The following is a 25,211-nucleotide window of genomic DNA, read 5'->3' as shown; positions in this document are numbered from 1 at the left end:
CGTATCGCCATTGAACGCCTCGAGCGCCTATGAAACAATGGACAGAGATCACCTGTAGCAGGACATAACGTGCATCATGGCCTCTGACCAACCGCGCCGCCGCACCGTGCAGCATTTCGCGCTCTATGGCGCGGAGGCCGACCAGTCCTGGGTCGACATGGTGCATTACGAACGCATTCCCCTGCGCGCCGGCCGGTTCGACTTCGACATCAAGCCGCACGTCCACGATGCGCTGATCCAGGTGCTGTACGTCACCGCCGGGGGCGGCGAGACCTTCATCGACGGCAAGACCTGGGCCGTCGAACCGCCATGCCTGATCGTCGTGCCGGCGCGCTCGGTTCACGGCTTTCACTTCCGCAGCGACATCGACGGTCACGTGATCACCGCCGCGCAGTCCGCGCTGGAATCGCTGGCGATGACGGCCGCGCCCGAGCTGCTGGAATTCATCCGCACGCCCACGGTGCTATCGGTCGATCCGGACGTCGAGCGCGGCACACCGCTGGACACGCTGTTTCAGTCGATCGGGCACGAGGCCGAGAGCCACGAGCGCTGGCAGTTCACCGCGGGCGCAGCACTGGCGATCACCCTGTTCGTCAAGATCGGACGCCTCAGCGAAAGCGCCCGGCTTTCAGCCAGTTCCGAGCATCGAACGATGGCCGCGCGGATCGAGCGGTTCCGCGCGCTGCTCGACCGCCATTGCCGTGAGCGGCGGCCGGTCGCCCGCTATGCCGACGAGATGGGCGTGACGACTGGCCAGCTCTCCCGTATCTGCCGCGCCACCTTCGGCGTCTCGGCAATCGAGGCGATCGACGCACGCTCGATCCATGAAGCCAAGCGTCTGCTCGGCTATTCGACGTACAGCGTGAAGCAGATCGCCAGTGAGCTGGGCTTTCAGGACGAAGCGTATTTCGGCCGTTTTTTCCGCAAGCAGACGGGACTCCGGCCCACCGAATACCGCTCCGCCGCTCACGATCGATCGTTGCCACCTGAAAAGGCGAGCGCGGACTGATCCTGGCCCGCCCCCTGATCCCGGTCTAGGCCGATAACCCACCCAGCTTCACGAACAGGTGCTCCGGCCCGGAGTTGGTCAGGTTGTTGCCCCGCACGTACTGGATCGGCCTTGCCGGATCGAGCGCAATCTCGCCCACCTTGCGGGCCAGAGCCTTCGTCGCGATCAGCGTCTCCAGCTTGGCGAGCGGCGCGCCAAGGCATTTGTGCATGCCGTTGCCGAAACCCAGATGGCCGCTGGAATCGCGGTCGATGTCGAACGTCTCGCCGTCGGCAAACTTGCGGCTGTCGCGGTTCGCAGCCGACAGCAGCAATCGCACCACCGCGCCCTTGGGCAGATCGACGCCCGCGACGGTGGTCGCCTCGCTCGTGATGCGGCTCACGCGCTGAACGGTGCCACGATAGCGCGCGACCTCCTCGACGAAACGCTCGGAGTCGGCGGGGTTTTCGCGGATACGTCCCAGCAGATTCGACTGTTCGGCGAACATGCGAAAGGCGTTGGCGACGAGGATAGTCGTCGTGTCGTGCCCGGCGATGAAGACGAACGCGCACAGCTCCTTCGCTTCCTTTTCCGAAAGCAGTCCGTCCTTCCACATGCGGGCGATATGTCCGCCGATCGACTGGCTGTCGGTGCCAGCAAGCCGCTCCATGGCTTCCTTCAGGTACGCGAAGAAAGCCTGCGCGCTCTGCTCGTCGGTGCCGGTCCCCGGCGCATTGCGGGCGAGGCGTCCGAAGTAGCTAAAGGTCTCGTCCGACCAGAACTTCATCTTTTCCTCATCCTCGTTCGGCACGTCGATCATCGTGGAAATGGTCGAGATGCTGAGCGGGATCGCGAAATCGTTGACGACGTCACCGCCGCCTTTGGCAATCATCGCGTCGAGCAGGTCCTCCGCCCTTCGCTCGATCTGCCCGATGAAGGGATCGAGCGCCAGCGGCAGGAAGGACGGCTGGACGACCTTGCGCAAGCGCGAATGGTCGGGCGCATCGAACAGCGTCAGGAACGTCAGCGGTGGCGGGCTGACGACCTCGGAGGAAAACAGCTTCGGGTTGCGGATCGCCTGGTAGACATCGTCATAGCGCGACAGGAACCACACGTCCGAGGTCGCCGACTGGCAACGCAGCACCGGCGCATGCTCGCGCATCCAGCGGTAGTGCTCGTATGGGTCGCCTTGCGAGCCGTCATCGACCACCTTGAACGGCTCCAACCCCTCGGGCCAGTCCAGTTCGTGGGAATAGGACGGAAGGGTTTTGGCCGTGAATGGGCAGATCTGCGGCGCGCTCTGCGGCACAGCAGACAAGACAGACGGGACAGACTGCGGCGCCGCGGCCACGGGTGCCGCCTTGCCCAGCGCCATACGTTCCAGCGCCCGGCTCATCGTGGCCTTCGAATGGAGCGCATGCAGCGCGATCACGTCCCGCGCCGCGTTCAGGTCGCCCAGTTCGAAGGCGGCGACGATGTCCCGGTGCTGCTGGACGATATCGCCGACGATCTCGATCTGGTCGGTCAGCGCCCGAGCGATGTAGTCCTGCACGGCGAGTTGTCGGTAGAGCGCGATCAGTTGCGCGTTCCCGGAAGCTTCGATCGTGAACAGGTGGAAAGCGTGGTTTGCCTCGATGTAGCGTGGAACGTCGGTAAAGCGGCGCCCGGACACGAACTGCGCGGTCGCTTCGGCGAGCTGGCGAAAGCTGATCAATTGCTCGCTCGATAGCCGGCCCATGGTCAGCTGAGCCGCCCCCAGTTCAAGCGCCATGCGCAGGTCGAAGGCTTCATCGACATCGACAGGAGCGATCCGCTCCTCGCCGGTCTGGACCACCAGGCCGGTGCCGGCGAACTTCTCATAGTAGAAATTGCGCGGCGTCAGACCTTCGGACGACAGAACATTCCGCACCGCATCGACCATTGGCGGCGGCCCGCACAGGTAGACATCCGCATCGCCGCCGTTGAGCTGGGAAGCGCTGATGTGGTGGGTCACATAGCCCTTGTTGGGATGGGCGCTGTCGGGGCTGGAGACGGTGCAGGCAAAGGTGAAGTTCGGCAGGCGCTGCGCATAAGTTTCGAGCCGGTCGATGCCAACCAGATCCTCGTCGCTGTTCACACCGAGGATCATGTGGATCGGATACGGGCTGCCGCCGTCCTCGACGATCTGGTCGAGCATCGAGAGGAACGGCGCGAGGCCGGTGCCGCCCGCCAGAAACAGCACCGGCCGCTCGATCGGGCGCAGGTAGAAGCTTCCCATCGGGCCGCGAAACTCGATCAGGTCTCCTACTTTGGCGGTTTCACAGAGCCAGCTCGACATCACGCCTTGACGCACATTGCGCACCAGGAAAGACACGTGCGGCTCGGAAGGTCCAGAGCTGAAGGAGTAGGAGCGTGTCTGATCGGTGCCTGGCACCCGGATGTTGACGTACTGCCCGGGAAGGAAGCTGAGATCCGCGCGGTTCTCGAGCTCGACCGAAAAGACGATCGTGCTGTCCGACGCCCGTTGGCAGGCGACGACCCGTCCGCTGTGGGAGATCGGGCCGGTACCCGACACATCGGAGTTCGTGGCCACCTGGATCACGCAGTCCGAACGTGGGCTCATCTGGCAGGTGAGAACCTTGCGGGCGCTCGCCTCCTCCGGGCTGAGCGCGTCCTCCACACAGTCGCCCAAGACGTATTCGCCGGACTCGCAGACCGCCTTGCAGGTGCCACACACACCATCACGGCAATCGAGTGGGATATTGAGCCTCGCGCGAATGGCGGCATCGGTGATGCGCTCGCCCTCCTCGCACTCGATGAAACGGGTCACTCCGTCCTCGAAACGGAGGGTGATCTGATGCGCCATGACGGTGTCTCCTCTAGAGCCGCCCGAACATAACGCTCGACTGGCGGCATGCTCGGGCGGGGTCGCGTGCGAGGTAACGCTGTTTCTCGCACGCGCCCGGTGGGTTGAGTGACACCAATTTAGAGCCTGCGCCGCATCCCCCTCAATGGACAGAGACGACGTTCAACCGGACAAAACGTGCATTGCGATGGTGCTGGATGACCGTGGCAATCCGGATGTCAACTCTCGACCTTGAACACCGCCACCAACCGGTCCAGTTCCGCCGCCTGCTGCTTCAGGCTCGCCGCCGCCGCGGCGCTCTCTTCGACCAGCGCCGCGTTCTGCTGCGTCACCTGGTCGAGTTGCTGCACGGCGTCGCCGATCTGGCCGATGCCGGCGCTCTGCTCGATGCTGGCCGAGGTGATCTCGCTCATCATCGTGCTGACGCTTTGAACCTGCGACACGACGTCGTCCATGACCTTGCCGGCGTCCACGACGAGGCGCGACCCGACGTTCACCGTTCCAGCGCTGTCCTCGATCAGCGCCTTGATCTCTCTCGCGGCCTGGGCGCTGCGCTGGGCGAGGTTGCGAACCTCCGAGGCCACCACCGCGAACCCCCGGCCCTGCTCGCCGGCGCGCGCTGCTTCGACCGCCGCGTTGAGGGCGAGGATGTTGGTCTGGAAGGCGATGCTGTCGATGACTACGATGATTTCGGAAATCTTTCGCGACGCGGCGCTGATCCGTTCCATCGTGCTGACCACCTCCCCGACCACCCGGCCGCCTTGCGCGGCGGCCTTCGATGCACTGCTCGCCATCCCGGCCGCGGTGCGGGCGGTGTCGGTGTTGTTCTTCACGGCCGCGGTGATCTCTTCCATCGACGCCGCGGTCCGCTCCAGGTTGGAGGCCTGCTCCTCGGTGCGCTGACTGAGGTCCGCGTTGCCCATCGCAATCTGCGTGGATCCTGTCGCGATCGAACTGGAGGCGGCCCGCACCTGAAGCACGAGAGTGGCCATCGACGCCACGAAGCGGTTGAACGCGTCGGCCAGTTGACCGACCTCGTCCTGGCTCTCGAGCGTCATGCGACGGGTGAGGTCGCCCTGTCCGCTGGCGATCTCGGACAACAGCGTGGCCGCGCGCCGCACCGGCGCCGCGATGGCGCGACCGACGAGCAGAATCACCACCAGCGCCGCGCTCAGGCCCACCACGGCCGCGATCAGGGCGGCGATCCGGACTGCGCTCTGCACCGGGCCAAGCAGTTCCGCCTGCGGCACTTCGACGACGACGTAGGCATTCAACTCCGGGATGAACGAGGTGGCGATGAAGCGCCATCCGTCCGGCGCCGCGTAACTCAGGTAGGCGTAGGGCTTGCCGGCCAGCAAGCTGGCCATGGCGTCGCCCGGCAGACCGGGCATGTCTTTCAGGAAGTGCTTGCCGTCGACCAGCGCAGAGTCGCGATGCATGATGATCGCGCCGTCGGGGTGCACGAGGTACGCGAATCCTGTCTCGCCGATCCTGTAGCCCGCGATTCCTCTCGCCAGTGCGTCCACGGACAGCGCCATGCCCGCTATGCCCGTCGCGCCGCTTGCCCCCTCCACGCGGGCGTTGATGAACATCATGTAACCGCCGAGGCTGACATCGTGATCCATGTTGACTTCGTACGGTTTGCCGGAGGCCAGAAAGGTCTGCAGCCACCCATCCTTGTCGGTAATCTTCCGTTGCAGGCCCGCCTCGGTGAAGTAGTTGCCGGTCACCGTGGACACCCATTGCACGCCCGCGGCTTTTTGCTCCGCCTTCATGTTGACTGCCAGCCGCTTCCAGATGCCGGTGCCGGCCTCGGGCTCTCCATCGGCTTCCCATTGCTGAAGAAAAGCATTGACCGCCATGGATCGCGACGCCGTAATCGGCCCGGCAAGCTGACGCTGCACGTCGGCGCGGATGCCGTTCAAGGCCGTGGGCAGTTCGTCCTGCACGACACGTTCGCGCACAGCGTTCCCGATCAGCCAGATGCTTAACCCGCCAGAAATTGCGACAAAGAGGAGCAAGCAGCACGTCATGCTCAGAATCAGCTTGTGCTGAATTGAAAGCTTCCGCCAGATGTTCACGAAGGTTTCCCCGAAAAGTGCCACGAGTAGTGCGCTATCGGAAACTTCTTCGAAGACCTTGAGAAGCCATCAGGCATGCCTGACATAACCAATCACGTATTGTGCGGCGAGTGCACGCATCTGGCGGTGCTGGCCGGCTCGTGGGTCGTCACGCCGTCTGACCGCCCGGGTCAGACAGCGTGCGGCCAGACTGCGTCGCGGACCACGATTGGCCTGGGAATGAAACCGACCTTCAGGAACGCATCGGCGGTTTCCTGCAACCGAGCGACGAGTGCGCTCGTGACAGGCCCCGCGGTCAAGTCGCTGCGACCGATTGCGACACGGACCGCCTCGAGGTCCATACCGATGGCGGCCGAAGTCGCCTCGGCGAACTCGTCGCGATTTTGCGCCGAGCGGCCTGATTCGCATGCTGCGCGACCCTTTGCTCTTTTCCAATCCTCTGGTACGATCTCGCGCCTACGTAGGGGAGTCGCCAAGTTGGCCTAAGGCACCGGATTTTGATTCCGGCATTCGAAGGTTCGAATCCTTCTTCCCCTGCCATCACTTTCGCCAAGCCTTGAATCAATCCAGGCGCCAGTCTTTCACGCTAAGGCTTCACGAATCTCAGCGTCATACGATCCGACTCGCCGATTGCGGCATAGCGCGAGCGGTCGACGTCACCGCCCTTGTAGCCTGGCGGCAGCGACCATACGCCGTGCGGATAATCTTTCGTATCGCGGGGGTTCGCGTTGATCTCGCTGCGTTCCGCGAGCACGAAGCCGGCCGCCTGCGCCCGCTCGATCACGAAAGCTTCGGTCACGTATCCGGTATCGATCATCTGTTGCAAGGTCGTTCCGGGCTGGGCCCGATGCTCTTCGACGCCTAGTTCGCCCCCGTGCTTCAGCGCGTCATGGAACGCGCGCAGATTGGCATCGAGCTGCCCATCCTTGATCCAGTTGTGGATGTTCCGAAAAGTGAGCACGCGATCGAAGCGCCCGTGTGCATCGAAGCCGAAAAACTGGCCCGCGTGCAAGGTGCCGACCACGACGTTCCCGTAGATCGCGGGGGAGCCCGCGAGCTTACGCAAATAGGCTGCGTCCATCGAGCGGTCTTCCGAGGCCAGGTCCGCGGACGTGCTCACATATTGCGCTTCGTACAGGTGACCCGCGTCGTGTAGATAAGGCGCCAGAATGTCCGTGTACCACCCGCCGCCCGGTGCGATCTCCAGCACGGTTTGTGTCGGACTCAGTTCGAAGAAGCTCAACGTCTGCGCCGGATGACGATAGACATCGCGCGCCCGGGCCGCCTGACTGCGTTGCGGGTTGGCGACCGCCAGGTCGAGCGACTTCGCATCGGCCGCCTGGGAAGACGTGTCGTGACCGGTAAGTTGCGAGGAGGAAGCGCATCCGGCGATGATCGTCGTCATCACCGTGATGGCGAAACAGACAGCGCCCCGCTTCGAATATTCCAGCAGGGTCGAGCGGACAAGAATCGGCTTCATAGGCACCACGCGGAGTTGACTTGGCACACACGATACCCGCTCCCGCGAAGTTCGTGTTTGCCACACACTGCGTGAGATCCGGGTCCTGTTTGAAGGTATCGAGCACCTCTCGCGATGACTCAGGCCGGATAGCCCACCGGGATCAGATACAGGACCGTCTGGCCGTGAGGCAGGCCGAGCTTGCGTGCCGCCGGGACCCCTTCGACGGCACCCACGGTCACGGCGACGAGCCCCAGCGTGACGATCTGCAGCAGCATGTTCTCGGTCGCATGCCCGACCTCGAGATCGGCATACAGATTGGCTCTGACGCCATACCTCGCGGTGAGCCGGCTGGGGTCGGTGGCCACCACGAGCAGGGCCGGGGCCGCCTCGACAGACGCCTGATTGACCGACAAGGCCCTCAGTTCGGGGCGCAGGTCGTGGCTGGCCCGCGTCTCGGCCCGGTGGCCATCCGGCAGATAGTGCATCACCTCCGTGGGGGTCACCACGTAAAGATCGAGCGCATACAAAGCGCCGGCCGCCGGCGCCGCACGCTTGCCGTCCGAGCTGGTGATGCCCTGCCCGGCCCACAGCAGTTGACCGATCGCGTCGACCGGTAGCGGCTTCGACGCGAATCTGCGCACGGACCTGCGCTTCGCGATGGCTTCCTCGAGCGACATCGTGCCTGTGACGTTCGGCTTGGGCAGCTCGATCTGATCGGTGAATTTCGCCGGGCTTGCCTGCGCGAGGCCGGTCGCACCCTCGGCAAGCGCGCCTGCGGCCAGCGCAACCAGCAGTTCACGGCGTTTCATCGGGTACCTCCATCAGCGAAAAAGCAGGCCGGCAGGCAGAGCCCGCAGCCTGCGCGAATCAAGCACGAACACGGCTACGCAACGCGACCCGCGACCGGTGTACGCCGCACCTCCGACAGGTAGATCAGGATCAGCGATACCCATACGATCCCGTACAGGAACATGAAGCAGGTAGAACGCACCCTGAAAATATCCAGCAGGATGCCGAAGATGATCGGCAGCAGGAATCCGCCAAGGCCACCCGCAAGCCCGACGATCCCGGTGACGACGCCCATGTTGTCCGGAAAATCGTCGGCCACGTACTTGAAGGTCGAGGCCATGCCAAACGCGAACACCGCGCCGAGCACGAACGCCAGCGCGACGAACGCATAGACGGTCACCCGCAGGTGAATGCTCGCGGTACCGTCGATCGTGTGGATCACGAAGTGAGTCGGCGGATAGGACAGCAGAAACAGGCAGATCCACGCGACCCATAGCCCCCACCACGTCACGCTGTGCGCGCCGAGCCGATCCGCCAGCGCGCCGCCTACGGCCCGCAGCACCGACCCCGGCAACGAGAATCCCACGGCGAACATCGACGCCATCACCAGCGACATCCCGTACTCCGCCTTCAGGTATTGCGGGATCCACAGCGACAGCGCGGTAAAGCCGCCAAACGTGATCGAGTAGTACTGGCACAGCCGCCACACGTGTGGATTGCGCAGCACCTTGAAGCCATCGAGCCACGATCCCTTCGATTGTCCCGCGCCCGGATCGGGCGCCGACGCGAACCAGAAGATCACAGCCGTCACGAGCAGCGCGATCGCATAGACTCGCGGCACGAAACGCCAGCCAAAGGCCGCCTGCAACGACGGCGTGACGAACAGGTTGACCGCGGCGCCCGCGGTCCCCGCACCGAAGAAGCCCATCGCGAAGCCGCGGCGCGCGGGCGGAAAGAACCGCGCGACATATGGCGTCCCCACCGCGAACGACGCGCCGACGCAGCCGAGAAAAAGTCCGATCAGCAGAAACTGCCACAGCGCGGTCGCATAGCTGACGATAAAGACCGGCACCGAGCAAACCGCCAGCAGCACCGTCATCACGATACGGCCGCCGAAACGGTCGGTCCACGTGCCGAGGGGCAGACGCATCAACGCGCCGGTCAACACCGGCGTCGAGGTCAGCAGGCCGAACTGGGTGCTGTTCAGTTTCAGCTCCTCGCGCAACGGCACGCCGAGCACGCCGAACATCATCCAGACGACGAAGCAGACGAGAAAGGCAAACGTACTCGCGAACAGGACCGACCATGCCTTCGCCGATACGACCGGCTCCGCTGCTGGTTGGCCGGTACCACTATGTGCACTCATGCCAGCTCCGTCGTCTATTGGACCAGCGGTCCGTTGGTCTCACCCAGTTCAACCCCTTCGATCCGGGCGCGCGACGCGAGGATCGATATGTACTGCTGCATCGCCTTGTGCCGCACGCGCTCATCGAGAAACCCGGCAATCTGCGTCTCGACGTCCTCGAATGCCATCAGCGTGCCGGGTACGCGACGCTCGATACGCACGATATGAAAGCCGAACCGCGTATTGACGAGGCGCGGCAGCATGCCGGTCTCCTGCGTGTCGAACACCGCGCGCTCGAACTCCGGCACGCTGTCGCCACGCAGTAGTTGGCCGAGGCTGCCGCCCACCGCGCCGGATGGACAGTTCGACACGTCGCGGGCCACCGCTTCGAAGCTATCCGGCGCGGCGAGCACCGCGCCCAGCGTCGCTTCGGCCTTGCCGCGGATCAGCGCGAGCGGCGTGTGCCCGGTCACCGCGAACAGGATGTGGCTCGCGTAGACGATTTCATTGCGGCGAAAGCGCGCTTCATGGCTCGCGTAGTAGCGCTCGCAGTCCGCGCGGGTCGCCGCCGGCACCGACAGCTCGCGTTGCAGCAACCGATCGAGCGCGGCGTCGTCGAGTGGAATGGCGTCCTCGATCAGTTCGAGCGCGCAGGCGCGCTGCCTCAGCAGCTCGCGGATCGCAAGCGCGCGCCGGCTGGCTGCGAGCGCATCGGCGGCGTCGGCGTGATGGCCTGCTTCTTCGGCGATCGCCGCGGCATCGATCTCGACGCCGTTGACGCTCAGCGTGGCAGCCGCGTTGGTATCCTCCGGCGTGGCTGCCGCAAGCCCGGAGGTGGGCAGGGTGCTCATCGCGGCCGCCTCAACGCTTGCGTACCAGCTGGTACGGACGGATCAGATACGCGAGCGACGCGATCCCGCTCCAGATGTGGACCATCCGCGTGAACGGCGAGACCAGGAAGATCGTGAAGCCCAGCGCGATATGCACCTGATAGGTCAGCGGCACCCCGACCAGCAGGCCTGCCACGCCCGGCCGGAACGTGACGATCCCTTTCACGTAGTCGGTCAGTTGCTCGAACAATACGCCGTCCATATGACGCATCGACAGCGCGACGGTGCCCAGACCCAGCGCGAGCTGCACCCACAGCATCAGCACGATGACGATGTCCCACGTGCGGCTGTTGCGGCGGATACGCGCATCGGTCAAGCGTCGATGAATCAGGATGGTCAGGCCGATGATCGCCACGAACCCCGACACGCCGCCGGCCACCATCGCCACCAGCTGGTGACCCGTGGCGCTCAGGAACGGCGCCACCATCCAGTGCGGCGCGAGAAAGCCGACGAAATGGCCCATCACCACCACCAGCACGCCCCAATGAAACAGGTTGCTGCCGAGGCGCAGCTGACCGTGTCTCAACAGTTGCGACGTATCGCTCTTCCACGTGTACTGCTCGCGGTCGAAGCGGATCAGGCTGCCGAGCAGCAGCACCGCGAGGCAGATGTACGGATAGATTCCGAACAGGAACTGATGGAAGTAGTCATCCATGCCGGTTCTCCTGAGAGCGATTGCGTGACGGTGTCGAGTGGGCGCCATCGCCTGGACGCCGGTCGTAAAACTGGATGGGCTCCTGCGCCGGCGCGGGGGCGCCGCCGAAGCGCACCGGCTCGTCGACCCAGGCGGCGTCGAGCGCGTGATAGTCAGCCGGGCCTGGCGGCGACTGCGCGTCGTCCTCGCTGATTTCGCGCGGCGTGTCGGCCCCACGGATGCCCGCGAGTGCCGCCAGCGCGCCGACCACGAGACCGTAGGCGCTGCCCTTCTTCGTCAGTTGAGCCGCGATCGACTGCAGGATCTCCGCGGTTTCCGCAAGCAATGCCCGCGCTTCGTCGCCGGGCAGACGCGACAGATATTCGAGGAACACCGGCAGATAGTCGGGCAGTTCGCCAGCCGCCAGGAACAGTCCGTGCCGCTCGTACATCTGCAGCAGGTCGACCATCGCCTGCCCCCGGTCGCGCGATTCGCCATGCACATGCTCGAACAGATAGAGCGACGTGTTGCGGCCGCGGTCGAACTGCGCGACGTAGTTCTCCTGCAGCGTCATCAGATCGCGGGCTTCGCAGTAGTCGAGGAACCGTTCGAGTCCAGCCTTCGAATCGCGCGTCAACGCGCGCTCGCCATCGAGCAGTAGACGGGCCTCGGGCAGCGCGGCCAGCAACTGCGCGTCGGGATAGTCAAGCAGCGCGCCGAGCACCGAGTAGACGAGCGCGGGCTGCGTGACGGCAGTCGATTTCATGTCAAGGCTCCTGCCGGATGGGGATCGTGCGGCGGCCTTTCTTCGTGCTGAACAGGCTCAGTTCCGACTTGCCGTCCGAACAGCCGTTGCCGAACGAGAAGCCGCACGACGAACGCAGGTCGAACGCATCTTCCGCATACTCGCGATGCGTGGTCGGAATCACGAAGCGGTCTTCGTAGTTGGCGATCGCCAGATAGCGGTACATGTCCTCCACCTGGGGGACCGTCAAGCCGGCCTGGGTCAGCACGCCGGGCACCTCGATCTGATCGACATGGCGCGAGCGCATGAAGGCGCGCATGGCCAGCAGCCGTTCGAGCGCCAGCTTGACGGGCTCTTCCTTGCCGGCGGTCAGCAGGTTGGCGAGATAACGCAGCGGGATGCGCAGCGCGTCGACATCGGGCAAATAGCCGTTCATGCCGAGCTCGCCGCTGTTGGCCGCCGCGTTGATCGGCGACAGCGGCGGCACGTACCACACCATCGGCAACGTGCGGAATTCCGGATGCAACGGGAAGGCGATTTTCCAGTCGATCGCCATCTTGTAGATCGGCGAGCGCTGCGCGCCTTCGATCCACGCGGCCGGCACGCCATCGCGCTCGGCCTGGGCGATGACCCGCGGATCGTGCGGATTGAGAAACACCGACAGCTGCGCTTCATACAGGTCGCGTTCGTCTTCGACGCTGGCGGCCTCGCTGATGCGATCCGCGTCGTAAAGCAGCACGCCCAGATAGCGGATGCGGCCCACACAGGTTTCCGAGCAGACCGTAGGCTGTCCGACTTCGATGCGCGGATAGCAGAAGATGCACTTCTCCGCCTTGCCGGTCTGCCAGTTGAAGTAGATCTTCTTGTACGGGCAGCCGGACACGCACATCCGCCAGCCGCGGCACTTGTCCTGATCGATCAGCACGATGCCGTCCTCTTCGCGCTTGTAGATCGAGCCGGAGGGACACGACGCGACACAGCTCGGATTCAGACAGTGCTCGCACAGTCGCGGCAGGTACATCATGAAGGTGTTTTCGAACTGCCCGTAGATGTCCTTCTGCACGTTCTCGAAGTTGTAGTCTTTCGAGCGTTTCTCGAACTCGCCGCCGAGGATCTCCTCCCAGTTCGGCCCCCATTCGATCTTCTCGAGCCGCTCGCCGCTGATCAGCGAGCGCGGCCGCGCCACCGGCATCGCTTTCGTATCGCCCGAATCCTGCAGGTTCGCGTAGTCGAAGGTGAAGGGCTCGTAGTAGTCGTCGATCTCCGGTAAATGCGGATTGGCGAAGATCTTGGCCAGCAGCCGCCACTTGTTGCCCTGACGCGGCTCGATCTTGCCGTCGCTGCGGCGCGTCCAGCCGCCGCGCCAGCGCTCCTGGTTCTCCCAGTCCTTCGGGTAGCCGATACCTGGTTTGGTCTCCACGTTGTTGAACCACGCGTATTCCATGCCCTCGCGGCTCGTCCAGACGTTCTTGCAGGTCACCGAGCACGTATGGCAGCCGATGCACTTGTCGAGGTTCAGCACCATTGCGATCTGCGCGCGCACTTTCATGAGGCTTCTCCTTGCCGCACTGGCTGGACAGGCGGGCTCATCGTGAGCGGCGGGGTGTCGTCGAGCCAGTCGATCTGCTTCATCTTGCGCACGATCAGGAACTCGTCGCGGTTGGAGCCCACCGTGCCGTAGTAGTTGAAGCCATACGCGAGCTGCGCATAGCCGCCGATCATATGCGTCGGTTTCAGCGCCACGCGGGTGACCGAGTTGTGAATGCCGCCGCGGGTGCCGGTAATCTCCGAGCCGGGCGTGTTCACGATCTTTTCCTGCGCGTGATACATCATCACCATGCCGCGCGGCACGCGCTGGCTGACCACGGCGCGCGCGCACAGCGCGCCGTTCGAGTTGTAGCACTCGATCCAGTCGTTATCGACCACGCCGATCGCCTTCGCGTCGGCTTCCGAGAGCCACACGATCGGCCCGCCGCGCGACAGCGTCAGCATCAGCAGGTTGTCGGTGTAGGTGCTGTGGATGCCCCACTTCTGGTGCGGCGTGATGAAGTTCAGCACGATCTCCGGGTTGCCGTTCGAGCGCGCCCCCGCCATGTGCTCGTAGCTGCCGGTTTCGATCGGCGGCTTGTAGACGCACAACGACTCGCCGAACGCGCGCATCCACAGGTGATCCTGATAGAGCTGCTGGCGGCCGCTCAGCGTGCGCCACGGAATCAGCTCGTGCACGTTGGTATAGCCCGCGTTGTACGACACATGCTCCGATTCGATACCGCTCCACGTCGGCGACGAGATGATCTTGCGCGGCTGCGCCTGGATGTCGCGAAAGCGGATTTTTTCGTCGGCACGGGCATCGGCCAGGTGCTCGTGTTCGATCCCGGTCATCGCGGAGAGCGCGTCCCATGCTTTGACGGCCACCGCGCCGTTGGTCTCCGGCGCGAGCGACAGGATTACCTCGGCGGCGTCGAGCGCCGTGTCGATGCGCGGACGTCCCTTCGCGCAGCCCGTTTCGGCGACCCGGTAGTTGAGGTCGCCGAGCATCGCGACTTCGTCCTTCGTGTCCCAGCTGACGCCCTTGCCGCCGTTGCCGAGCTTGTCCATCAACGGCCCGAGCGAGGTGAACTTCGCGTAGGTGCCGGGGTAGTCGCGCTCGACCACCAGCACCGAGGGCATGGTCTTGCCGGGCACCGGTTCGCATTCGCCGCGTTTCCAGTCCTGCACGTCGAACGGCTGCGCGAGTTCGGCCGGACTGTCATGCGCGATCGGCGCGAGCACGATGTCGCGCTCGACACCGAGCTGGCCCTCGCTCAACTCCGAGAACCGCTTTGCGATGCCCTTGAAGATCTCCCAGTCGCTTTTCGACTGCCAGGCCGGATCGACGGCGGCCGACAGCGGGTGAATGAACGGGTGCATGTCGGACGTGTTCATATCGTCCTTTTCGTACCACGTCGCGGTCGGCAGCACGACGTCGGAATACATGCAGGTGGTCGACATGCGGAAATCGAGCGTGACCAGCAGGTCCAGCTTGCCGCGCGGCGCCTCGTCGTGCCATGCGATCTCTTCGGGACGCGGGTGCCCGGACTTCACCACTTCCTCGCCCTGCACGGCGTTGGTCGTGCCGAGCAGATGCTTCAGAAAATATTCGTGCCCCTTGCCCGACGAGCCCAGCAGGTTCGAGCGCCACACGAACAGGTTGCGCGGGAAATTGACCGGATGGTCGGGGTCCTCGCAGGACATGCGCAGGCTGCCCGATCGCAGATCGCGCACGACCGTGGTCGCCGCCTGCGCCGGGTCGTTCAGCGCCCGCCCGTAATCGAGCGGGTTGACCGCCAGTTGCGGCGCGGACGGCAGCCACCCCATGCGCTCGGCGCGCACGTTGTAGTCGATCGGCGCGCCATGAAAGCGGCTCGGGTCCGCCAGCGGCGACAGCAGCGCCGTGGGGTTCATCGGGTCGTAGCGCCACTGGTCGGTATGCGCGTAGAAGAACGACGTCGCATTCATATGACGCGGCGGACGGTGCCAGTCCAGCGCGAACGCGAGCGCGGTCCAACCCGTTTGCGGGCGCAGTTTTTCCTGCCCGACGTAGTGTGACCAGCCGCCGCCCGACTTGCCGATGCAGCCGCACATGATCAGCATGTTCATGATCGCGCGATACGACATGTCCATGTGGAACCAGTGATTGATCCCGGCGCCGATGATCACCATCGACTTGCCCTGGGTCTTGTGCGCGTTCTCCGCGAACTGGCGCGCCACCGAGATCACGTCCGCGCGCTTGACGCCCGTGATCGCTTCCTGCCATGCCGGTGTGTACGGCACATCGTCGTCGTAGCCGGTTGCGATATCCTCGCCGCCGAGCCCCTGGTCGAGTCCATAGTTGGCAACGAAGAGGTCGTGGACCGTGGCGACGAGCATCTCGCCGTTGCGCGTGGCGATCTTGCGTACGCCGATCCTGCGCGACAGTTGCGACGCATGGGTGGTGTGATGGAAATGCGGGTGCTCGATATTGCCGAAGTATGGGAACAGCACGTTGACCACGTCATCGTGCGCATCGGCGAGCGAAAGCCTTGGCGTGACCGACTCACCCGTAGCCGCTTCGGACTTCAGGTTCCATTTGCCCTGGTCCTCGCCTTCCTTTTGTCCCCAGCGAAAACCCACCGAGCCGACCGGCACGACGAACGCATTGCTCGCCGAGTCGATCGTCACGGTCTTCCACTCGGGATTGTTGGCCTGACCGAGCCCGTCGTCGAAGTCCGACGCGCGCGCGAGCCGTTCGGGCACGTAGGCGTCGCCATGCGGCACGAGGCGCACCAGACACGGCATGTCGGTGAAACGCCGGCAGTAGTCGACGAAGTAGTCGCTTTTGCCGGCCAGGTGGAACTCCTTCAGGATCACGTGGCCCATCGCGAGCGCGAGTGCCGCGTCGGTGCCTTGCTTCGGGTGCAGCCAGATGTCGCCGAACTTGGCGCCTTCCGCGTAGTCGGGAAAGATGGAGACGATCTTGGCGCCCTTGTAGCGCACCTCGGTCATGAAATGCGCGTCCGGCGTGCGGGTCTGCGGGACGTTCGACCCCCACATCATGATGAACGTGGAGTTGTACCAGTCCGCCGATTCCGGCACGTCGGTCTGCTCGCCCCAGGTCTGCGGCGAAGCGGGCGGCAGGTCGCAATACCAGTCGTAGAAACTCAGGCAAACGCCGCCGATCAGCGATAGATAACGCGAGCCCGCCGCGTACGACACCATCGACATCGCCGGGATCGGCGAGAAGCCGATCACCCGATCGGGTCCGTGATGCTTGACCGTATATACGTTGGCGGCCGCGACGATTTCGTTGACTTCGTCCCATGTGGAGCGAATGAAGCCGCCAAGGCCCCGGCGGCTCTGATAGCCGCGCCGCGCCGCCTGGTCCTCGACGATCGACTGCCAGGCTTGCACGGGATCCAGCGAAGCGCGGCGCTCGCGCCACAGCTTGACGAGCGCGCTGCGCACCAGCGGATATTTCAGGCGATTCGCGCTATAGAGGTACCACGAATAGGATGCGCCTCGCGAGCATCCACGCGGCTCGTGATTGGGCATGTCGTGCCGGGTGCGCGGATAGTCCGTCTGCTGCGTTTCCCACGTGACGATGCCGCCTTTGACATAGATCTTCCACGAGCAGGACCCGGTGCAATTCACTCCATGAGTGGAGCGAACTATCTTGTCGTGCTGCCAGCGCTTGCGGTAAGCATCCTCCCATTGCCGGTCTTCATCTGTGACAGCACCATGGCCATCCGAAAACTGCGGACGGGGGGCCGTAAAGTAACGTAACCTGTCCAGAAAGTGGCTCATGTGCGTCCTGCCTCCATCAGATTGGGTCGGCACAAGGTCGCGAAAGGATTTGAAACGGACCCACTACGGCTGACGTCCGCTTCGTGCCTGGAGGGCTGCCTTGATGCCCCGGCACGGAGGCACCTTAGCACTCAAGGTCGACGTCAATGGTGACATGCATCAAATCTACCTCAATCGGACTTTGGTCCTACAATCGCCGCGCGCGACTGGTGTAGGGTTGTGATGCGCAACCGACAGGAGAGCAATCATGTGCCGCTGGCTCGCATATACCGGCAATCCGCTTCAGCTCGAAACCGTGCTGTTCAACGCCCGGCATTCGCTGATCGACCAGAGCATGCATTCGCGGCTCGGTGCCACCACCACCAATGGCGACGGTTTCGGCATCGGCTGGTATGGACATCCCACCGACATTCCGTTTCGCTACCGCTGCATCCAGCCGGCGTGGAGCGACCGCAATCTACGCGAGGCCGCGCGGGCGATCCACTCTCCGCTGTTCGTCGCGCACATACGCGCGGCCACCGACACGCCGTCGCAGGAAACCAACTGTCATCCGTTCCGCTACGGCCGCTGGCTGTTCGCGCACAACGGGCTGGTGCGCGACTTCCCGAAGGTGCGCCGCGATCTGATGGTGAAGATCGACCCCGATCTGTTCCCGTCCATCGAAGGCTCGACCGATTCCGAAGTGATGTTTTTTCTCGCGCTGACCTTCGGGCTCGAGCTTGCGCCCGTCACCGCGCTCGAACGGATGGTCGGCTTCGTCGAAGCCACCGGGCGCCAGCATTGCGTGGCTGAACCGCTGAACATGACCGTGTGCGCGACCGACGGCGAGCAGATCGTCGCGGTCCGCTATTCGAGCGAAGGACAGTCGCGCTCGCTGTTTCACAGCACGTCGTTCCGTCATCTGCACCAGTTGTATCCCGACGACGAGCGCATCATGAGGGCCGGCGAGAATGCGTTCCTCGTGCTGTCCGAGCCGCTCGCGGACTTGCCGGGGTGGTGGGAGGAAATTCCGGAGAGCACCGCGGTGGTCGCGCGCGGCGGCGAGATTGGGCAGTATGCGTTCAAGCCGCAACTCGATGGCTGAATTCCGCGCGGTCCGGTTGCGGACCGCGTGCGCTCTGAAATAGCGGAGCGAATCTCCATTCCGCTTGAATGGAGTCGGCCACGTCGTCCCGCAATCGTCACGAGTGACGGTTTCTTCCGACACAGTTCATGGTTCGTTGCTCCGGCCTGGAAATCCCCATTTCCGCTCGCTAAAGCTTGTGCGAACGCGCTGGGCCCGCAATTTGCTCAATGTTGCCGCGAGGTGACATCTATGAGCGACGAAAAATTGATCGAGCCGGAATCCGCGGTTCGCGACCCTGTCGAGCGATCCTGGATCAAACGGCTGGGGCCTGGTCTGATCACAGGCGCCGCGGATGACGATCCATCCGGAATCGGCACCTATTCGCAGGCCGGCGCACAGTTCGGGTTCAATCTGCTGTGGGTGATCCTGATCACCTATCCGTTGATGACCGCAATACAGCTGGTGAGCGCGCAGATTGGCCGGGTGACCGGTAAGGGCCTCGCGTCCAACATGCGCGCGCATTATCCGGCATGGCTGCTATACAGCGCGGTCGGCCTGCTCGTCGTGGCAAACGTGATCAACATCGCCGCCGATTTGTCGGCGATGGGCGCCGCAGCCGGATTGCTGCTGGGCGGTCCGCAGCACGTTTATGTCGTCGGCATCGGTTTGCTTTCCGTCGTTCTGCAGATCTTCGTCCCCTACGAAAGTTATGCGCGCATCCTGAAGTGGACCGCGCTATCGCTTCTGGCGTACGTCGCGGTCGCATTCATCGTTCCGATCCCTTGGGGTGAAGTCGCACGCGCCATCGTGTTGCCGCGCGTCTCGCTGACGTCCGACTATTTGACGATGGTGGTGGCGGTGCTCGGTACGACGATCAGTCCGTACCTGTTCTTCTGGCAGGCGTCGCAGGAAGTCGAGGAAATGCGCTCGGCGCCGGAACAGGCTCCGTTGCGCCGCGTCCCGCACGAAGCGCCCGCACAGTTGCGCAGGATCCGTTTCGATACGTGGGTCGGCATGGGGGTGTCCAACTTCGTTGCATTCTTCATCATGTTGACGGCGGCCGCTACGCTCCATCTGCATCACATCGACGTGAAAACCTCGGCCGATGCCGCGCGGGCGCTCGAGCCGTTTGCCGGACGATTTGCTTACGTCCTGTTTGCGCTCGGCATCATCGGAACCGGCCTGCTCGCGCTGCCGGTCCTCGCCGGCTCGGCCGCCTACGCCGCCGCGGGCAGCTTTCGCTGGCGCAGCAGTCTCGCGTTGCAACTGACGCTCGCGCGCGAATTCTATGCGGTGATCGCGCTGGCCATCCTGGGCGGCGTGGCCATCACCTTCATGCATTTCGACCCGATCCGCGCGCTGTACTGGAGTGCGGTGATCAATGGCGTTACCGCGGTGCCGATCATGGTCGTCATGATGCTGATGGCCCGCAGCCGGCGGATCATGGGACAGTTCGCCGTCACGGGCGTGCTGGCCTGGGGAGGCTGGCTCGCCACGCTTGCGATGGCGCTAGCGGCAGTGGGCGTATTCGTGCCGTCGTAAGCAATTCGTGCTGCCGCGAACCCGGTTGCGCAACGGCAACCGGATCTGAACTTCCTCCTTGTACATTCGTCTGAACCGTGCACCCGGCCAGCAACACCACCGTCACATGCTGACGGTTTGCCGACAACCGCGTGGCCGTCCCCGTTCGACGTTAAAGGAGGATTGCACATGCCGAAGAAGCGTTCAGACGAATCGTCAGCCGCGCGCGGCAACCGCAACGGCAGGATTCTCGCCGCGCCCGTTTTCTCGCAACCGCAACCCACGCCCGACCCGCAAACTTTCGTGGTCAGGCACGCATCCGATGCCGCCGCCTACAAGGTCATCGACGAACTGAACCGCGAGCACAAGCTGAAGGCGCTGCCGTTTCCTGCGCCGCGCGGCGGCACCGAGCCCCGGCTGTCGTTCGCGGAGGTGGTGGACAACAACCAGACGCTCCTCGATACGATCAGCGCGAGCGGACAGATCGTCTTTCACGCCACCGGCGATTGCGGCAGCACCAAAGGTCCGGCTACCCAGAATCAAGTCTCGGACAAGATGGTCAGCGACTTCGACGAAGCCGATCCCGCCGAGGTGCCGCAATTCAACTTTCTGCTGGGTGACATCGTCTACAGCTTTGGCGAAGCGCAGTACTACTACGATCAGTTCTACGAGCCGTACCGCAACTATCACGCGCCGATTCTCGCCGCTGCCGGCAACCACGACGGAATGGTTTCGCCGCTGGAACATGAGAAGAGCCTGCAGGCGTTTCTGAGGAACTTCTGCTCCGACTGCTTCCAGGTCTCCGCCGATGCAGGCCACCTTTCACGCACGGCACAAATTCAGCCGGGCGTTTTCTTCACGTTCGAGGCGCCGTTCGTGCGCATCATTGCGCTGTACAGCAATACGCTGGAGGACCCCGGCGTCATTGCCGACCGTCACATCGGCAACAGCCAGCTGAAATTCCTGAAAGCGGCGTTATTGCGGGTCAAGAAAGAGAACTACCGAGGCGCCCTGCTGTTCGCGCATCACCATCCGCCCTATGTGGTGCGCGGCCGTCACGGCTGGAGCGTCGAAATGCAACGGCAGATCGATGCCATTTGCCATGAGGTCGGTATCTGGCCGCATGCCGACCTCGCGGGACACGCGCACAACTATCAGCGCTTTACGCGAACCCGTTCGGACGGCACACATATCCCTTACATCGTTTGCGGGAACGGCGGTCACGAAGTGCAGCCGCTCACCACCAACGGACAGCCGCCGCTTCGGGCGCCGCAACTGATCCAGGCCGCATCGAAAGACACGGATGCAGTTGTCCTTGAAAGCTACGACGACCGTAACTACGGGTATTTGCGGCTTGTCGCCAACGCAAAGCAACTGCGTATCGAATACCATCCCGCCATCGACGGACCCAACACGAAAACCCCGGACGATCAGGTGACCATCGATCTGGCCACCCGGCAGGTCGCGCACTACGTCGCACGCGACTCGGGAATACCCGCACTTGCCGAACGCATCCGGCAATTCACGCAGATCAAGCCCCGCAAAGGCTGATGGCTACGCAATCCGCCCTGAACTCATGCGCTCCGCGGTACCCGCCCGGCGCGGATTAAAGATCTCCGAATTCCTACCGTAATAGTCAAAGTGAGGCGGCTCGCAGCGTTCGAGCCGTTGCTCAACCAGGTAGTCGGAGAACAGCGTGAGATTCAAAGCGGCCTCGTGCCCTAAAAAAACCAGCCCGACTGAGTCCCGGGTCGATCGAGACGCCCACGCCAATGGTTGGTCCGCCCGGAACCAGCAGTTTCTTTCCTATTTCCTGTCGCGCTATGGTCAACGCAAAACCATCCCGCTGACGAGTCTCTGCATTGCCGTCGTTGCCGGCGTTGGCGTCGGTGCGCTGGTGCATCAGGCGGCCAGCGAAGCGGCGACTACCCTGCGCGTTGCCTTGTCGATGGTGTCGGGCATCGCAGGCCTCGCGATAGTCCGTCGAAAACTGGGCGTTGATCACGCCCGGCAAACTGCCGCCACCGCACTGGCGAGCGGGCTTCTGCACGCGAATCGCGACTGCCTGAAGGTGCTCGCCACGGACGGAAGAATGCTGCGGGTGTCGGAGCACGGCGCCCTGTTGATGGACGCGGAGTCACCGGAGCAACTCTGCGGCGCGGACTGGCTCGCATTCTGGACCGGCGAGGACCGCACGGCGGCCGAGAATGCATTGACGGGCGCCGCTTCGGGCAAGAGCACATCGTTCACCGGAAGCTGCGCGACGACGAAGGGGCGTACCAAATGGTGGAACTCCACCCTCACGCCAGTGCCTGGCGACGACGGCGTGGTGACCGCGCTGCTTTGTGCTTCGGAGGACGTCACCCAGCAATCCGAGCTGTTGAAGAGACTACGCGAACGCGATGAGCTGATGCATGAGATGGAGCTGCATGTCCGGCTCGTGTTCTATTCGTATAGCTCCCATTTTGAACACTGTCATCATGTCAGCGCAGGTGTCGAAAGCGTGTTCGGCATTACGCCTCAAGAGCTCAGCAACAGACCTTCCGCATGGCTCGATCTGGTGGTGCCAGAGGATCTGGAGCCTTTGCTCGCCGAGATGAACCGCATCTCATCCGAAGTGTCGGAAGGTCGCTTCGAATACCGCATCCGCCGCCCGGATGGCTGCCTGCGCTGGATCAGAAGCACCGCCTATCCCGTGTGCGACGGCTTCGCGAACGTGGTGCGCATCGTCGGTGTCAGCGAGGACATCACGCTGGAACAGGAACGCCTCGCGGCGCTCGACCATCTCGCCTACACCGACGGGCTGACGGGTTTGGCCAACCGCGGTGCGCTGATCCGCCAGATGAAGGCGCTCTGCAGGCAGAACCTCGCGTTCGGTCTGATGTTCGTCGACCTCGACCGCTTCAAGGTCCTCAACGATACGCTCGGCCATACGGCCGCTGACCGTCTGTTACAGGACATCGCCAAGGTCATCCAAGGCGCGCTTCCGCCGGATGCCTGCGTAGCGCGCCTCGGCGGAGACGAGTTCGCGGTCATCGTCAGGGGTGCGAGCGACAAGGCCACATTGGCGGCGTTGGCACAGTCTCTTCTGAACCTGTTCTCGAGCGACGTTCGCAAAGACCACGCCGCGCCGTTCGTGACGGCGTCGATCGGCATCTCGATCTTTCCCGAACACGGCCGCGATCACGAGGCGCTGCTGACGAGCGCGGATGTCGCGATGTATGCGGCGAAAAAAGGCGGTCGCAACGGCTTTCGCTTCGCCGACGAAGCATCCAGCGACGTGCTCGGAGATTTCGAACTGGAGTGCAGTCTGCCCACGGCGCTGGCGTCGAACCAGTTCGTGCTCCATTTCCAAGGTATTCATGAGCCAGCCTCTCTGGCGGTGAAAGGCGTCGAAGCACTCGTCCGCTGGAATCATCCGGCGCGAGGCATCGTCCCTCCCGGCAGCTTCATCCCGATCCTGGAAGAGAGCGGGTTCATCGTCGAAGTCGGCGCGTGGGTCGTGGACGCGGCCCTCGCTCAACTGGCCGTCTGGCAGTCCGCCGGAAGAACAGAGCTGTCCATGTCGGTGAACGTGTCCGCGCGTCAGTTGAGGGATGACTCGCTTGTCGCGATCGTCGACCAGGCGCTGCGAAAACATCGGGTGCCGCCGGGCTGCCTTCAGATCGAACTGACCGAAAGCGCGCTGATGGAAGACCCCTCTCTCGCGCAAGACACGCTGATGGCGCTCAAGCGCCTTGGCGTGCGCATTGCCATCGACGACTTTGGCACGGGGTACTCCAGCCTGCGTTATCTGGCAGATTTTTCGCCGGACATCGTTAAGATCGACCGGTCGTTTACGGCCAGGCTGAGCCGCGACTCGGCGGCCGCGTCGATCGTCCGGGGCATCATTCAGATGTCGCACGAACTCGGCATCGAGGTGACGGCCGAAGGTGTCGAAACGAATCAACAGCTGCATGCGCTGCGCGACGCGGGCTGCGACTACGTGCAAGGGTTCTTTTTGACGAGGCCGATGCAGGCGGAGAATCTCGCGCTCTGCGAAAGCGCCGTGCCCTTGTCCGCGGCAGGAGCAGCTAGCTGCTGTCCCTACTGAGAAACAGATCGGCGACGACCGAGCGCAGCCAGCGATTGCCGGCTTCGTGATGGTACTTCGCGTGCCAGTGCTGGCGCACCGCGAACTTGTCCACCGGGAAAGGACACGAATGCACCGCGACGCCATTGGTCCGCGCCAGCGTTTCGCCGATGTGGCGCGGCAAGGTGGCGATCAGATCGGTCGACTTGATGATTGATCCGAGCCCGAGGAATCCGGGCAATTCAAGCACGACGTCGCGTTCGATATGCTCGCGCAACAACGCCTGTTCGAGCAGTTGGGCGCCCGTGCCAGCCGCAATGACGACGTGCCCCTCGGTACTGTATTGCTTCAAACTCAGCCGCGCCCGCACGCGGGGATGATTGCCGTTGGCAAGGCACACCCAGTCCTGCAGATACAGCTGTTGCTGGTACATACCGCCCCCGAGCCATGGGACGTGCCCGATCGCAAGATCGGCCTCGCCGGATTCGAGCGCCCGCTCCGTATTGCCGTCGATCCTTGCCGCTTCCAGCCGAACGCCTGGCGCCTGCGCCCGCAAATGCGCCAACATTCGCGGCAGCAGCGTAATGTGGCTCGCGTCCGTCATGCAAATACGGAACCGCCGTTTGGCGGTGGCGGGATCGAAAGAGATCTCCCACGCAGCGAACCGACGCAGCGATTCCAGAATTTCCCTGCACGGTCCGATCAGCGCGTCCGCCTGCGGCGTGGGCGTCATGCCGCCCGGCGTGCGGATGAACAGTGGGTCCTGCAAATGCTCGCGCAAGCGACCCAGCCAGATGCTGACCGTCGGCTGACTTTGCCCAAGTTGCTCAGCGACTCGCGTGACACTTCGCACGTCGTAAAGCAGGTCGAAAAGCTGAAGCAGCTTGAGGTCCGGGAGGTCGGTGGTACTCATGGCTGTATTGTCGGGTGCAATATCGCCATTGTAGCCATTGCATTACGTCCATGGACGGACATCCAGTACGGCGCGCGTCACTGCTCGTCGGCGATTCTCAGGCAGCGGCAGATACGGCCGCCCGCAGTCCGAGCAGATAGCTTTCGATACCGAAACCGCAAATCTGCCCTTTCACGATCTCCGCGAAAACCGACTTGTGGCGGAACGCTTCGCGAGCATGAATGTTGGACATGTGAATCTCGATCACGGGTACGGTCAAGATCGCCAGCGCATCGCGAATACCGTAACTGTAGTGCGTCCACGCGCCCGCGTTGATCAGCACACCGTCGACGTCGTCCGTGAAAGCCTGGTGAATCCGCAGACACATGTCGCCTTCGCTGTTCGTCTGGTAGCTTTGCACTGCAACGCCCAGTTCGTCGGCTAGAGTCCGCAGTCGAGCGTCGATGTCTTCGAGAGTGACCGTCCCGTACTGTATGGGATCGCGTTTGCCGAACATGTTGTGGTTGATGCCGTGCAGCATCAGAAACTGTTTCATCAT

At 63.5% G+C, this 25,211-nt stretch carries 17 protein-coding genes and 1 tRNA gene; 6 read left to right on the top strand and 12 right to left on the bottom strand.

Annotation, left to right across the window (positions count from 1 at the left end; genetic code table 11):
* Positions 1-76 precede the first annotated feature (76 nt).
* Positions 77-1,009, top strand: coding sequence for a helix-turn-helix domain-containing protein (locus tag EVC45_RS17975; RefSeq protein WP_129959280.1), 933 nt, complete (start codon positions 77-79; stop codon positions 1,007-1,009).
* Between the two features lie 25 nt (positions 1,010-1,034).
* Here EVC45_RS17975 and benC read toward each other — a convergent pair whose 3' ends face one another.
* The gene (gene benC, locus EVC45_RS17970) at positions 1,035-3,833 is read right to left on the bottom strand and encodes a benzoate 1,2-dioxygenase electron transfer component BenC (protein WP_129959279.1); all 2,799 of its coding nucleotides are present in this window, start codon (positions 3,831-3,833) and stop codon (positions 1,035-1,037) included.
* A 218-nt stretch (positions 3,834-4,051) separates the two neighbouring features.
* Positions 4,052-5,914, bottom strand: coding sequence for a methyl-accepting chemotaxis protein (locus EVC45_RS17965; RefSeq protein WP_129959278.1), 1,863 nt, complete (start codon positions 5,912-5,914; stop codon positions 4,052-4,054).
* A gap of 462 nt (positions 5,915-6,376) precedes the next feature.
* On the opposite strand from EVC45_RS17965, the gene EVC45_RS17960 reads away from it, so the two are divergent.
* A tRNA-Gln gene (locus EVC45_RS17960) sits at positions 6,377-6,454 on the top strand.
* 46 nt (positions 6,455-6,500) lie between these two features.
* Here the strand turns inward: EVC45_RS17960 and EVC45_RS17955 are convergent.
* From EVC45_RS17955 to EVC45_RS17920, 8 genes are all read right to left on the bottom strand, one after another.
* The gene (locus EVC45_RS17955; protein ID WP_248295178.1) at positions 6,501-7,319 is read right to left on the bottom strand and encodes a class I SAM-dependent methyltransferase; all 819 of its coding nucleotides are present in this window, start codon (positions 7,317-7,319) and stop codon (positions 6,501-6,503) included.
* A gap of 194 nt (positions 7,320-7,513) precedes the next feature.
* The gene (locus EVC45_RS17950) at positions 7,514-8,185 is read right to left on the bottom strand and encodes a SagB/ThcOx family dehydrogenase (protein WP_129959277.1); all 672 of its coding nucleotides are present in this window, start codon (positions 8,183-8,185) and stop codon (positions 7,514-7,516) included.
* A 74-nt stretch (positions 8,186-8,259) separates the two neighbouring features.
* Positions 8,260-9,531 (bottom strand): nitrate/nitrite transporter, encoded by a 1,272-nt coding sequence (locus EVC45_RS17945; RefSeq protein ID WP_129959276.1) that lies wholly within the window; start codon positions 9,529-9,531, stop codon positions 8,260-8,262.
* Between the two features lie 14 nt (positions 9,532-9,545).
* On the bottom strand, positions 9,546-10,361 hold the full coding sequence (locus EVC45_RS17940) for a peptidylprolyl isomerase (RefSeq protein WP_129959275.1): 816 nt from the start codon (positions 10,359-10,361) through the stop codon (positions 9,546-9,548).
* 10 nt (positions 10,362-10,371) lie between these two features.
* Positions 10,372-11,055 carry a respiratory nitrate reductase subunit gamma gene (gene narI / locus EVC45_RS17935; protein ID WP_129959274.1) on the bottom strand — a complete coding sequence of 228 codons (684 nt, stop codon included), beginning with the start codon at positions 11,053-11,055 and terminating at the stop codon, positions 10,372-10,374.
* Entirely contained in the window at positions 11,048-11,800 is a 753-nt protein-coding gene (gene narJ, locus EVC45_RS17930; RefSeq protein ID WP_129959273.1) for a nitrate reductase molybdenum cofactor assembly chaperone, read from the bottom strand. Before narJ ends, narI begins: the two co-directional genes overlap by 8 nt.
* Position 11,801: 1 nt before the next feature.
* Entirely contained in the window at positions 11,802-13,328 is a 1,527-nt protein-coding gene (narH, locus tag EVC45_RS17925) for a nitrate reductase subunit beta (RefSeq protein WP_129959272.1), read from the bottom strand.
* Complete coding sequence (locus EVC45_RS17920) at positions 13,325-17,101, bottom strand: nitrate reductase subunit alpha (protein WP_129959271.1); 3,777 nt, start codon at positions 17,099-17,101, stop codon at positions 13,325-13,327. The genes narH and EVC45_RS17920 overlap by 4 nt, the downstream gene beginning before the upstream one ends.
* Before the next feature lie 247 nt (positions 17,102-17,348).
* Here EVC45_RS17920 and EVC45_RS17915 point away from each other — a divergent pair, with 247 nt between their 5' ends.
* The 4 genes from EVC45_RS17915 (at position 17,349) to EVC45_RS17900 (ending at position 23,781) form a co-directional block, all read left to right on the top strand.
* Entirely contained in the window at positions 17,349-18,185 is an 837-nt protein-coding gene (locus tag EVC45_RS17915; protein ID WP_129959270.1) for a class II glutamine amidotransferase, read from the top strand.
* Positions 18,186-18,416: 231 nt separating this feature from the next.
* Positions 18,417-19,709 (top strand): NRAMP family divalent metal transporter, encoded by a 1,293-nt coding sequence (locus EVC45_RS17910; RefSeq protein ID WP_129959269.1) that lies wholly within the window; start codon positions 18,417-18,419, stop codon positions 19,707-19,709.
* Positions 19,710-19,877: 168 nt separating this feature from the next.
* Positions 19,878-21,239, top strand: a complete 1,362-nt coding sequence (locus EVC45_RS17905) for a metallophosphoesterase (RefSeq protein ID WP_129959268.1) — start codon at positions 19,878-19,880, stop codon at positions 21,237-21,239.
* 145 nt (positions 21,240-21,384) lie between these two features.
* A complete protein-coding gene (locus EVC45_RS17900; RefSeq protein ID WP_129959267.1) occupies positions 21,385-23,781 on the top strand; it encodes an EAL domain-containing protein in 2,397 nt (798 codons plus the stop codon).
* Here EVC45_RS17900 and EVC45_RS17895 read toward each other — a convergent pair.
* Both EVC45_RS17895 and aroQ read right to left on the bottom strand, forming a co-directional pair.
* Entirely contained in the window at positions 23,762-24,673 is a 912-nt protein-coding gene (locus tag EVC45_RS17895; RefSeq protein WP_129959266.1) for a LysR family transcriptional regulator, read from the bottom strand. The genes EVC45_RS17900 and EVC45_RS17895 overlap by 20 nt on opposite strands.
* Before the next feature lie 97 nt (positions 24,674-24,770).
* On the bottom strand, positions 24,771-25,208 hold the full coding sequence (gene aroQ, locus EVC45_RS17890; RefSeq protein ID WP_129959307.1) for a type II 3-dehydroquinate dehydratase: 438 nt from the start codon (positions 25,206-25,208) through the stop codon (positions 24,771-24,773).
* Positions 25,209-25,211 lie beyond the last annotated feature (3 nt).

The sequence above is a fragment of the Paraburkholderia sp. UYCP14C genome, from assembly GCF_004197395.1.
GTDB lineage: Bacteria > Pseudomonadota > Gammaproteobacteria > Burkholderiales > Burkholderiaceae > Paraburkholderia.
Note: the sequence above shows the minus strand (reverse complement) of the source record. Positions and strands in the feature narration are given on the sequence as shown.

Bases quoted from the DNA above. Each gene is read 5' to 3' on its own strand.
- EVC45_RS17950 (WP_129959277.1), bottom strand. From the start codon at position 8,185: ATGAAACGCCGTGAACTGCTGGTTGCGCTGGCCGCAGGCGCGCTTGCC.
- benC (WP_129959279.1), bottom strand. From the start codon at position 3,833: ATGGCGCATCAGATCACCCTCCGTTTCGAGGACGGAGTGACCCGTTTC.
- EVC45_RS17915 (WP_129959270.1), top strand. From the start codon at position 17,349: ATGTGCCGCTGGCTCGCATATACCGGCAATCCGCTTCAGCTCGAAACC.
- EVC45_RS17895 (WP_129959266.1), bottom strand. From the start codon at position 24,673: ATGAGTACCACCGACCTCCCGGACCTCAAGCTGCTTCAGCTTTTCGAC.
- narI (WP_129959274.1), bottom strand. From the start codon at position 11,055: ATGGATGACTACTTCCATCAGTTCCTGTTCGGAATCTATCCGTACATC.
- EVC45_RS17975 (WP_129959280.1), top strand. From the start codon at position 77: ATGGCCTCTGACCAACCGCGCCGCCGCACCGTGCAGCATTTCGCGCTC.
- narJ (WP_129959273.1), bottom strand. From the start codon at position 11,800: ATGAAATCGACTGCCGTCACGCAGCCCGCGCTCGTCTACTCGGTGCTC.
- EVC45_RS17945 (WP_129959276.1), bottom strand. From the start codon at position 9,531: ATGAGTGCACATAGTGGTACCGGCCAACCAGCAGCGGAGCCGGTCGTA.
- EVC45_RS17920 (WP_129959271.1), bottom strand. From the start codon at position 17,101: ATGAGCCACTTTCTGGACAGGTTACGTTACTTTACGGCCCCCCGTCCG.
- EVC45_RS17905 (WP_129959268.1), top strand. From the start codon at position 19,878: ATGCCGAAGAAGCGTTCAGACGAATCGTCAGCCGCGCGCGGCAACCGC.
- EVC45_RS17910 (WP_129959269.1), top strand. From the start codon at position 18,417: ATGAGCGACGAAAAATTGATCGAGCCGGAATCCGCGGTTCGCGACCCT.
- EVC45_RS17955 (WP_248295178.1), bottom strand. From the start codon at position 7,319: ATGACGACGATCATCGCCGGATGCGCTTCCTCCTCGCAACTTACCGGT.
- EVC45_RS17940 (WP_129959275.1), bottom strand. From the start codon at position 10,361: ATGAGCACCCTGCCCACCTCCGGGCTTGCGGCAGCCACGCCGGAGGAT.
- narH (WP_129959272.1), bottom strand. From the start codon at position 13,328: ATGAAAGTGCGCGCGCAGATCGCAATGGTGCTGAACCTCGACAAGTGC.
- aroQ (WP_129959307.1), bottom strand. From the start codon at position 25,208: ATGAAACAGTTTCTGATGCTGCACGGCATCAACCACAACATGTTCGGC.